This window comes from Citrobacter sp. CK180, assembly GCF_030333655.1.
In the GTDB taxonomy this organism is placed as follows: domain Bacteria; phylum Pseudomonadota; class Gammaproteobacteria; order Enterobacterales; family Enterobacteriaceae; genus Citrobacter_B; species Citrobacter_B koseri.
Map to the genome: position 1 here is coordinate 1 of NZ_JAOWFM010000016.1, position 270 is coordinate 270.

2 tRNA genes are annotated in these 270 nt (G+C 51.5%); both read left to right on the top strand.

Annotated elements, in window-relative coordinates:
- Window positions 1-3: 3 nt before the first annotated feature.
- Window positions 4-80, top strand: a tRNA-Ile gene (locus OGV50_RS00435).
- A gap of 113 nt (window positions 81-193) precedes the next feature.
- Window positions 194-269: transfer RNA gene (locus OGV50_RS00440), tRNA-Ala, on the top strand.
- The last annotated feature ends 1 nt before the right edge of the window (window position 270 follow it).

The following is a 270-nucleotide window of genomic DNA, read 5'->3' on the forward strand; positions in this document are numbered from 1 at the left end:
TACAGGCTTGTAGCTCAGGTGGTTAGAGCGCACCCCTGATAAGGGTGAGGTCGGTGGTTCAAGTCCACTCAGGCCTACCAGATTTTCCCTGAATACTGCGTTGTGAAATGACTCACATACTTTAAGTATGCTTCGTCATTCCACGCCTTGTCTCAGGAAAAATCATCGGTAAGAGGTTCTGACTGTACTGTATGGGGCTATAGCTCAGCTGGGAGAGCGCCTGCTTTGCACGCAGGAGGTCTGCGGTTCGATCCCGCATAGCTCCACCAT